This window comes from uncultured Nitratireductor sp., assembly GCF_913053745.1.
Lineage (GTDB): Bacteria > Pseudomonadota > Alphaproteobacteria > Rhizobiales > Rhizobiaceae > Nitratireductor.
This window is the reverse complement of the sequence record NZ_CAJXGF010000162.1, coordinates 1-9,498: the sequence shown is the minus strand read 5'-3', so window position 1 is coordinate 9,498 and position 9,498 is coordinate 1. Positions and strand designations below refer to the sequence as shown.

Sequence of the window (9,498 nt, the reverse complement as noted above, 5' to 3'; positions counted from 1 at the left end):
GAGCCGATCATGATCTGCGTGAAGAGATCGCGCCCGAGACGGTCCGTCCCGGCCCAATGAGCAAGCGATGGCGCTTCGAGCCGCCCGCCCGCCATGCCCGTGGGGTCGTAGGGCGTCCACACAAGCGTCAGCAGCGCGACCGTAACATGCAGACCAACGAGAATAAGCCCGACGGTCAGCGTGAGCGAACCACGCCTTGTTGCCATTGTCGCCGTTTCCACCTGCCCGCTCACGACCGCGCTCCCCGGCTCTCACGCAACCTTGGATCGACCAGTCGCTGTCCGAGATCGGCAAGGAAACCGATCAGAAGAACGAGCAGCGTGGAGATGAAGAGCACACCCTGAATATTGGGGAAATCGCGTTGCTCGATGGCAAGCAGCAGCATGGAGCCAAGCCCCGGCAGGTTGAACACCCGCTCGACCACCACCGCACCAAGCAGCGCCGTGGCAAGCTCGATGCCGAGGATCGACATGACCGGCACCGCGCCGTTGCGGATGCCGTGGCGCACCAGCGCTTCGGAAAAGCCCGCGCCTAGCGCGCGCGCCGTGCGCAGATAGTCACTTCCCAGCACATCCTGCGTGGCCGAGCGCACATAGCGCAGAAGCGAGGCGGACATCACGATGGCAATGGTGAGGATCGGCAGAAACAGTGTGCGCAGCGCCTCAACCGGCGTATCCCAGCCACGCGGCGGAAAGCCACCGGAGGGGAAAAGCCGCAGATTGACGGCAAACAGCGTGACCAGAAGAATGCCCACCCAGAAAACGGGGATGGCGATGCCGAGTTGCGAGATCACCGAAATGGCCGCGCCATACCAGCGGTCGGCCTTGACCGCCGAGAGGATGCCGAGCGGCACCGCGATCACCAGCGCCAGCAGGAAGGACAAAACGGTGAGCGGCAGCGTGACGGCGAGCCGGTCCATGATTTCCGGCAGCACCGGCGTGCGGCTGACAAAGGACGTACCGAGATCGAAACGCGCCAGGCTCGTGATGAACTGGACGAATTGCTGGCCAAGCGGCAGATCGGAACCGACCTGCCGCCGTGCGGCCGCGATCTGCGCCTCGTCGGCGCCGACCGAGATCAGCGCGTTGGCGGGATCTCCCGGCAAAAGCCGGAGCAGTATGAACAGAACCACACAAGCCGCCAGAAGCGAGAAGAAAAGAATGGCGAGCCGCCGGGCAATATAAACGAGGATCGGAACCTCCCTCAGGACAGTTCCACGCGAGGTGGAACCGTATGGTGGCTCGCGGGATCGGTTACTGAGCCTGCTTGACGATATCGTATGCGAAGAACTGCGAGTTCAGGCCGTTGACCGGATACCCGCTGACCGACGCGGTCGATACCACAATCTGCGGATAGAGATAAAGCCATCCGCTGGCTGCATCCTCAGCGATGATGCGGTTTGCTTGCGTGAGCTTTTCATCACGCTCGGCTTCGGAGCCGCTCGCCTCCGCAGAGGCAATCAGTTCCACCACTTCCGGATTGTTGTAGCCCCAGTAGAAGTCGGGATTGCCGTAGAACACGATGTCGCGGTGGTTCACATGTTCCTGCAGCGTCGCCTGGAAATCCTGCGCCTGGTAGATCTTCGTGTACCACTCATTGGCGGTGATGATGTTGATCTCCACGGTGATGCCGACCTTGGCCAGCTCGTTCTGCAGGAACTGGGCGACGATCGGATGCGGATCGTAGTTCGGCGTGTCGAGCGTGAAGGTGAAACCGTCCGCATAGCCGGCTTCGGCCAACAGCGCCTTGGCGCTTTCCGGATCGTAGGGGTCCACATCGGTGAGGTCGACATACCACGGGTCCGTCGGCGGCACGAAGGAGCCGATCAGCGTGCCGTAATCGCCCCAGATGGAGTTCAGGAGGCGCTCGCGGTCGATGGCGCGGGCAACGGCCTTGCGCACCTTCACATTGTCGAAGGGGGCGACGCGGTCGTTATAGGCGAGCACTTCCTTGGTGGTCGACTGGCCATCGGTCACCACAAAGGACGGATTGTCCTGGAACTGAATCAGGGAATCCGGGCTCTGCACGCTGGTGATGATGTCCACCGCACCGGTCAGAAGCGCATTGTTGAGCGCGGTCGCCTCCTTGAAATAGGAGAAGGTCACGCCGCCATTCTTCGGCTTCTCGCCCCAGTAGTTTTCATAGGGCGAAAGCGTGATGCTGGAGCCGCGCCGCCAGTTGTCGAGCTTATAGGGGCCGGTGCCGTCCTCGCTGGAGGTGAGATCTTCGGCGGCATCGTTGACGATCCACACATAGGTCAGATTGTAGGGCAGCGAGATGGAACGTTCCTTGAGGGTGACAACAACCGTGCTGTCGTCCTTCGCCTCCACGCTCTCGATATTCGCCAGGCTGCGCTTGCGTGAGCTCTGCGAGGTCTCGGCGGTGACGCGCTCAATGCTGTGTTTCACATCGGCTGCCGTCAGGGGGTCGCCGGAATGGAACGTAACATCCGGCTGCAGCGTGAAAGTGTAGGTGAGCCCATCCTCGCTCATCTCGAAACCGGAGACGAGCTTTTCCACCACGTCGCCATCGTCGGTGAGCTGAAACAGCCCCTCATAGACATTGCCGTTGAAGGCCTCGTTGATGCCCTGCCCGGCACCTGCCGTGTTGTCGAGGTTCTGCGGCTCATAGAGCGAGCCGATGCGAATGACGGCGGAAGGGTCTGCATTGTCCTGCGCCATGGCACCTGTCGCGCCAACAATGGCGAATGCCACACTTATCGTCAGGCTGCGAAGGCCCAGACCCGTCTCTTTCAACGATGCTGTCATCTTGCTTGTCCTTTGCGAATTCCAAACCGCGCGGTCACCTGGCACGAAGCCATGAGCCCGCAGTTTCGTGGCTAATCTAACCGGCAAACACGATGACTGCGAGACATTTGAATCCCGCCGAGAGCAAAATGTTCGCACCGGACCGACATTTCTGTCGGTCCCGTGCGAAATTTATTCCTTCAGAACGCGAATTCGTAGAACATAAGACGCGCTTCAGGCGCCGTAGGGAACCCAGATGTTCTTCACCTGAACGGCACGGCGCAGATAGTCGCGTCCACGGCCCTCGGCATCGTCGAGCCAGTTCGGCATGCGGCCATTGTTGACCCAGGTCGACTTCAGGTTTCCGGCCGATGCCTTCTCGACCATGGCGCTTCCTTCCACCGAGCCGAAATACCAGAGTGCTGCCACCTCGTCGTGCTCGGCAAGCGTCTTCACCAGAAGATCACGCTCGCCGGTGACGATGTTCACCACGCCGCCCGGAACATCGGACGTGTCGAGCACCTGATAGAAATCGCCGGCGATCAAGGGGTGACGCGCAGACGGCACGACCACCACACGATTGCCCATGGCGATGGCCGGCAGCACCAACGAAACCAGAGACAGAAGCGGTGCTTCATCCGGGCAGGCAATGCCCATCACCCCAAAGGGCTCGTTCATGGCAAGGGTCACATGGCGCGACTGGGTGGAGTGCACCGCGCCGTCGAACTTGTCGGCCTGCGCGGCGTAATAGAAGATGCGGCGCAGCGCGGTGTCGAACTCTTCGGTCGCCTTCTTCGCGCTCGCGCCCGTGCTCTCGCACAGAAGCGCTTCCATGCCCGCGCGCCGCGCCTCCAGGTTTTCGCCAAGATAGTAGAGCACCTGCGCGCGATTGTGACCGGTCGCGCCGCCCCAGCCGCCGGCCTTCGCCGCCGCTTCGACCGCGTTGCGGATGTCCTTGCGATTGCCGATGCCGGCCTGACCGATCAGAACACCGCCCTTGCCGGCAACGGAATAGACATAGCCGCCATCGGGCCGCGCCTGCTTGCCGCCGACATAGTTCTTCATGGTCCGGTCAATACCCTCGACCAGAACCTTGCCCTCACCCGCCGGAGAGGCGGAGGGAATGAAGGCATCCGATGCCTTGGGGGCAGAAAGCTTCTTCTCCCAGTCGGCCGCGAGATATTCGTAAAGCCCCTCGCGCGCGCCCTCGCGGCCGAAGCCGCTTTCCCGATAGCCGCCGAACCCGGCGCCCGCATCGAGCATATTGGTGCAGTTGATCCACACCACGCCGGACTTCACCCGCGCGGCAAGATCGAGTGCCACATTGATGTTTTCCGACCAGACGGAGGCGGCCAGCCCGTAGCGGCTGTTGTTGGCAAGTGCGGCGGCCTCGTCCGGCGTGCGGAAGGTCACGGAGGCGGCGATGGGGCCGAAGATCTCCACCTGGCAGACGGTCGCAGCAGGCTCGACATCGGTAAAGAAGCCGGGCGCGATATAATTGCCCTTTTCAGGCAACGGTGCGGAAGCCTGCCAGAGGGTTCCACCTTCCTCGACACCCTTTGCCACAAGCGCGGAAATCCGCTCCACCTGAACCGGCGACACGATGGCGCCCACATCGGTGGATTTGTCGAGCGGGTCGCCGACGCGCAGCGTCTCCAGCCGCGCCTTCAGCTTGGCATGAAAGCGCTCGGCGATGCCTTCCTGCACGATCAGGCGTGAGCCGGCACAGCACACCTCGCCCTGGTTGAACCAGATCGCGTCGACCACGCCCTCGACAGCCGCATCGATATCGGCGTCCTCGAACACGATGAAAGGCGACTTGCCGCCCAGCTCCAGCGAGAGCTTCTTGCCGGAACCGGCGATCTGCTCGCGGATGATGCGGCCCACCTGAGTGGAGCCGGTGAACGCCACCTTGTCGACGCCCTCATGGCCGCAGACGGCGGCACCCGTCGCGCCGTCGCCCTGAACGATGTTGACCACGCCGGCGGGCAGTCCCACCTCGTGACAGATCTCCGCGAAGGCAACAGCCGTCAGCGGCGTCAGGTCGGCGGGTTTCAACACCACCGTGTTGCCGGCGGCCAGCGCCGGAGCGATCTTCCAGGCAAGCATCAGCAGCGGGAAATTCCACGGGATCACCTGCCCGCAAACGCCCACGGGCGAGAAGCCGCGGAATTCGTCCTCCACCATCTCGGCCCAGCCGGCGTGGTGATAGAAGTGGCGCGCGACCAGCGGAATGTCGATGTCGCGCGTCTCACGCACCGGCTTGCCATTGTCGATGGTTTCCAGCACCGCGAGAAAGCGCGAGCGCTTCTGCACATGGCGGGCAATGGCATAGAGATATTTCGCGCGTTCATGGCCGGAGAGTTTCGACCATTTACCGAACGCCGCACGCGCTGCCTTCACGGCAGCGTCCACATCCTCCGCCGTGCCGCAGGCGATCTCAGCCAGCTGCGAACCGTCCGACGGATTTGCCACGGCAATCTGGCGCGCACCCTTCGTTTTTACAAACCGCCCATCGATAAAATGGCCGAAGGAGCGGTCATGGGCGTCGAGCCACGCGAGAACATCGCCATTGGCTTCCGGAGAAGGGCCGTATTCCATGGTGCGCAGAATATCCTTGATGGAAGACATGGTTCGATTCCTCATGCGACCGCGTGACGGTTGGCGCTCGAATAGCGCCCGCTCACGAAGTGCTCCAATTGCCGTTCGATGTCGCCGAGCAGCGAGCTCGCGCCAATGCGGAACAGGTCCGGCTCCAGCCAGCGATTGCCCAGTTCCTCTTTCATGAGCGTCAGCCAGGCGAGCGCATCCTTCGCAGTCTTGAGGCCGCCTGCCGGCTTGAAGCCGACGATCTGGCCCGAATGATCCCGATAATCGCGCAGCGCGCGTACCATAGTCAGGCTCACCGGCAATGTGGCGTTCACGCCTTCCTTGCCGGTCGACGTCTTGATGAAATCGGATCCGGCCTGCATCGCAACCATCGAGGCGCGGTAGACATTGGTGAGCGTGCTGAGATCGCCGGTCGCCAGAATGGCCTTCAGATGCGCTGCACCGCAGGCCTCGCGCATGGCGGCAATTTCATCGTAGAGCGCGCTCCAGTTCTGGGTGAGTACATGCTCCCGCGTGATCACGATGTCGATCTCATGCGCGCCCTCTTCCACCGCGTAACGGATTTCCGCGAGCCGAAGCGGCAGAGGCATGAGACCGGCCGGAAACCCGGTGGCGACCGAAGCGACGGGAATGTTGCTCCCCTCGAGTGCCTTGACCGCATGGGGCACCATGGTCGGATAAACGCAGACAGCACCGGTCGTGATGCCTGCATCGGCAAGGCCGAGCGCTTCCAGAATGTCCTCGCGCACCGGACGCTGCGCCTTGGCGCAAAGCCGGCGAACGCGGCCCGGCGTGTCATCGCCGGCAAGCGTCGTCAGATCGATACACGTGATAGCCCGTACCAGCCATGCCGCCTGATACGCTTTCTTGACCGAGCGGCGCGTCGCAATCGTACCCGCCCGGCGCTCCGTCGCGCTGCGATTGACAGATATATCCTCGAACCATTCGGGTCTCAGTTGCGTTCCGGTATTTCGGGCGAGAGCGTCGGTCATTGCAGTGTCCGTGTCGTTCTGTGCCTGCGCGGTCTCGGAAGCGGCAGGCGATATGTTACGATAGCAACATTATGTTTGGATCGTTTCATAATTTCCGAGAACCTGTCAACCCGCATTGCCTTGCCTCACGCAAACTTCCGAGGTTATTTTGCCGTGAGGGTAGCTCCGGTCCTAGAGATTTCGTCGACGATGGAAGCGTAGCTGGAGTTTAGCGGGACAGCGACCGGTAGATATGGGTCATCTTTCGCAGATCGAACAACTTCTTCCCGAGCTGCGTGCTTATGCGCGCTCGATCTGCGGACCTGCCGAAAGCCCGGAGGACCTGGTTCAGGACGCCATCGAACGCGCCCTGCGCCACGAAACGCGTCCCGGGCGCATGGACGAGCTGCGCCCCTGGATGTTTCGCGTCATCCGCAACCTGCACTATGACGAACTCAGAAAAAGACGCGTGCGCCGTGAATATATCGCAGTGCAAAAACGTCTTATGGATGAAAGCGACGGAACGGGCAGTGAGGGCCGCGATGTTCTGATCCGCCTTGCGTTCGAGAAACTAATGCCGGAGACGCGGGAGGTGCTGTTTCTCATCGACATCATGGGTTTCAAGTATGCGGAGGCGGCGGAGATCATGAATGTGCCCATCGGCACCGTGATGAGCCGTATCAGCCGGGCCCGGAAAGAACTTTTGCGCCGCATCAAAGGCGACGATCAGGATGAAGAGCAGGCAAAGCAAACCCAATGAACAAGGTAACGGACGAGGACTTCATCAAGGTCAACGCATTTCACGACGGAGAAATGATCGAGGACCGCGCAGCTTTTGCACGCCGACTCGAGACAGAGCCGGAGTTGAGCGCAGCGCTTGCAGAAATCCGTGAAATGTCCGCCAGTCTGAAGACCCTGAAGCCGCAGCCAGTCACACAACCGTCTGCGCGAAACGACAATCACCGTGAATGGCGCCGGTGGGGACGCAGGTGGGCCGGCTCAGCCCTTGCAGCTTCCGTCGCACTCGCCATTGTCCTTGCATATCCGCTCACCCGCCCGGATACGCCTGCACCGGAAGATCCACTCGCCATTCACGAGACGTTCTCCGCTCAGGCATTTGTTTCGCAAGACGGTATTTTCCAGACTGTTTCGGGCGAAGAGATCGCTCTGTTCCCCGATCTTTCGGCGGCCAATCTCACGCTTGTGGCGGTCAGGAAAGTGCCGCATGGCTTGGCAGCCCATTTCGCCGGTCGGGAGGGCTGCCGCCTGACAGTCTTTTCGAGCGAAAAATCCCTGAATGCCGGAGGCTCTGCCCCGGACCTGCAGAGCGCGGCATGGGAAGTGCCCGACCGCCTCTATCGGATCGTCGCCACCGGCATGGATGCGGGCAAGTTCGCGGCAATTACGGCCTATCTGGAACAGGCGACGCGCAGAATGGCGCAGCCCGACACCGTGATCGCTCTAAGGGACGCGACCGCACAGGCCACATCCTGCGGCTAGAGCAATTCCAGGAAAAGTGGGAACCGGTTTTCCGTCCGGAATTGCGAAAAACAATAAGTTAGAGCGCTTTCGCGATTCAACCAAAAGCGGAAGTGCTCTAGAGCAAACCTTTGCACCGCCTCATCCAAGCCGAGTGAAGCGGTCCAGGCTTCGGTCCGATGCTCTAATTCGGGTTGGGGAAGTTGGGGCGGTCCTCATTATAATGCGTCGCCAGATAGTCGAGTATCTCGATGCGGTCCGGCTCTGGAATTTTGTCCATGCCCTGTTCATCGACCATCCATTCAAGCATTTCGTCCCAGCCCTCACGGGTGAGACCCTGCTGCGCGATAATCATTTCCGAATGGCAGGCGGTACAGGCGTAGAAGGTCGTATCGACCCCCGGCGCAACCTTCAAACGTCCGAAATCGCCCTCGATCTCCTGAACGTCGCCCTTCGCAGGTTCCGCGCTCGCTGCCTGCTCGGCCGGGGCGGCCTCTTCCACTGCGGCACCGGACTGAACGGGTGTGTCTGAGAACGTGCTCAGATAAGCGATCAGGTTGACGCGGTCCTCTTCCTTCTTGAGGCCGGCAAAGGCCATTTTGGTTCCCTTCACCTCGGCGCGGGGCTGCAGCAGATAGGCATCGAGCCGTTCAACCGTCCACTCTCCACCATAGGCCTTCATGGCTGGCGAATAGGAATAGCCCTCGACCTGTGCGACCGGCTTGCCGACCACTCCATAAAGATTTGGACCAACCTTGTTCTTGCCGTCCTTCTCGATCGTGTGGCATGCGACGCACCGCTTGAATATCTTTTCACCTTTTGCGGTGTCGGCATCGGCCAGCCTGGCCTGAACATCCGCCAGAGCGGGCGTGGCGGCAAAGAGAGCAAGTCCGACAACACCCAGCCAAACGCGAGCAAGCTTCATTCTTCTTTTCTCCATGGAATTGGGTGCCGTGAAGCGGCATCCCGCCGCTTCACGGTATTAAGACGGTTGAGCATGTTGGGCTGTGCGATCAGCTCGCGCGCACACCAACCCGGTGCATCGTGTTGTTGAGATAACCCTTGGGATTCCAGGCGATGGCGAAAGGCTGCATGTCGCCCGCGCTGTCGGTTGCCCGCGCCCAGATCTCATAGTAGCCGGCCTGCGGGAATGTCACCTTGCTGCGCCAGTTCTGCCAGGCGCCCTCATTGACCGGATCGTCCAGTTCCACTTCCTGCCAGGTCGTCCCGAAATCTATGGAGATATCCAGCTTCTCGATGGAGCGGTCGCCCGACCATGCATGACCGCGCACATCCGTCTCCATACCGATATCCGCGCCATTGGCTGGAAAGGTGACAAGCGATTTCACCGGCATACGTTCGATGATGACAAAATCCTCCTCGGGCACATCCTCACCGGGAGCCACCGGATAGGCCGGCACACGATAGGAGGTACCCGTCATTTTGGGGCCGTCATGCACCTGGTCGCGCAGTTCGATGCGGGTCAGCCATTTCTGGGCTGTCGAGGCCGGCCAGCCCGGCACGACCAGCCGAAGCGGCGCACCGTTCATCGGGTGCAGTGTCTCGCCGTTCATCTCGAAAGCGATAAGAATATTGTCGGTCATCGCCTTTTCGATGGGCACTCCGCGTGAGATCGGCAGTTTATCGGGGTTGCCCGAAAGATGGCCATCGGCACCGTAGTGCGCGGTGTA

The 9,498-nt window shown here is 61.2% G+C and carries 8 protein-coding genes and 1 pseudogene; 2 read left to right on the top strand and 7 right to left on the bottom strand.

Annotated features, from left to right (window positions below):
- The 5 genes and pseudogenes from QZ638_RS19995 to deoC all read right to left on the bottom strand — a co-directional run.
- Window positions 1-206 (bottom strand): annotated as a pseudogene (locus QZ638_RS19995) (ABC transporter permease); the annotation flags it as partial.
- Between the two features lie 23 nt (window positions 207-229).
- Entirely contained in the window at window positions 230-1,180 is a 951-nt protein-coding gene (locus QZ638_RS19990) for an ABC transporter permease (RefSeq protein WP_295813658.1), read from the bottom strand.
- A gap of 73 nt (window positions 1,181-1,253) precedes the next feature.
- Window positions 1,254-2,768, bottom strand: coding sequence for an ABC transporter substrate-binding protein (locus QZ638_RS19985; protein WP_295813657.1), 1,515 nt, complete (start codon window positions 2,766-2,768; stop codon window positions 1,254-1,256).
- 213 nt (window positions 2,769-2,981) lie between these two features.
- Window positions 2,982-5,378, bottom strand: a complete 2,397-nt coding sequence (locus QZ638_RS19980; protein WP_295813656.1) for an aldehyde dehydrogenase family protein — start codon at window positions 5,376-5,378, stop codon at window positions 2,982-2,984.
- 11 nt (window positions 5,379-5,389) lie between these two features.
- Window positions 5,390-6,349, bottom strand: coding sequence for a deoxyribose-phosphate aldolase (gene deoC / locus QZ638_RS19975; protein ID WP_295813655.1), 960 nt, complete (start codon window positions 6,347-6,349; stop codon window positions 5,390-5,392).
- Window positions 6,350-6,581: 232 nt separating this feature from the next.
- Here deoC and QZ638_RS19970 point away from each other — a divergent pair, with 232 nt between their 5' ends.
- Together QZ638_RS19970 and QZ638_RS19965 are read left to right on the top strand one after the other, a co-directional pair.
- Window positions 6,582-7,088, top strand: a complete 507-nt coding sequence (locus QZ638_RS19970) for an RNA polymerase sigma factor (RefSeq protein WP_295813654.1) — start codon at window positions 6,582-6,584, stop codon at window positions 7,086-7,088.
- Window positions 7,085-7,828 (top strand): hypothetical protein, encoded by a 744-nt coding sequence (locus QZ638_RS19965; protein ID WP_295813653.1) that lies wholly within the window; start codon window positions 7,085-7,087, stop codon window positions 7,826-7,828. Before QZ638_RS19970 ends, QZ638_RS19965 begins: the two co-directional genes overlap by 4 nt.
- Before the next feature lie 163 nt (window positions 7,829-7,991).
- Here QZ638_RS19965 and QZ638_RS19960 read toward each other — a convergent pair whose 3' ends face one another.
- Together QZ638_RS19960 and QZ638_RS19955 are read right to left on the bottom strand one after the other, a co-directional pair.
- Complete coding sequence (locus tag QZ638_RS19960; RefSeq protein ID WP_295813652.1) at window positions 7,992-8,732, bottom strand: cytochrome c family protein; 741 nt, start codon at window positions 8,730-8,732, stop codon at window positions 7,992-7,994.
- Between the two features lie 88 nt (window positions 8,733-8,820).
- Window positions 8,821-9,498: molybdopterin-dependent oxidoreductase (locus tag QZ638_RS19955; RefSeq protein WP_295813651.1), on the bottom strand; the 678-nt coding region annotated here is incomplete at its 5' end.

Coding starts and splice junctions, on each gene's coding strand:
- QZ638_RS19985 (WP_295813657.1), bottom strand. CDS start 2,768: ATGACAGCATCGTTGAAAGAGACGGGTCTGGGCCTTCGCAGCCTGACG.
- QZ638_RS19980 (WP_295813656.1), bottom strand. CDS start 5,378: ATGTCTTCCATCAAGGATATTCTGCGCACCATGGAATACGGCCCTTCT.
- deoC (WP_295813655.1), bottom strand. CDS start 6,349: ATGACCGACGCTCTCGCCCGAAATACCGGAACGCAACTGAGACCCGAA.
- QZ638_RS19970 (WP_295813654.1), top strand. CDS start 6,582: ATGGGTCATCTTTCGCAGATCGAACAACTTCTTCCCGAGCTGCGTGCT.
- QZ638_RS19965 (WP_295813653.1), top strand. CDS start 7,085: ATGAACAAGGTAACGGACGAGGACTTCATCAAGGTCAACGCATTTCAC.
- QZ638_RS19960 (WP_295813652.1), bottom strand. CDS start 8,732: ATGAAGCTTGCTCGCGTTTGGCTGGGTGTTGTCGGACTTGCTCTCTTT.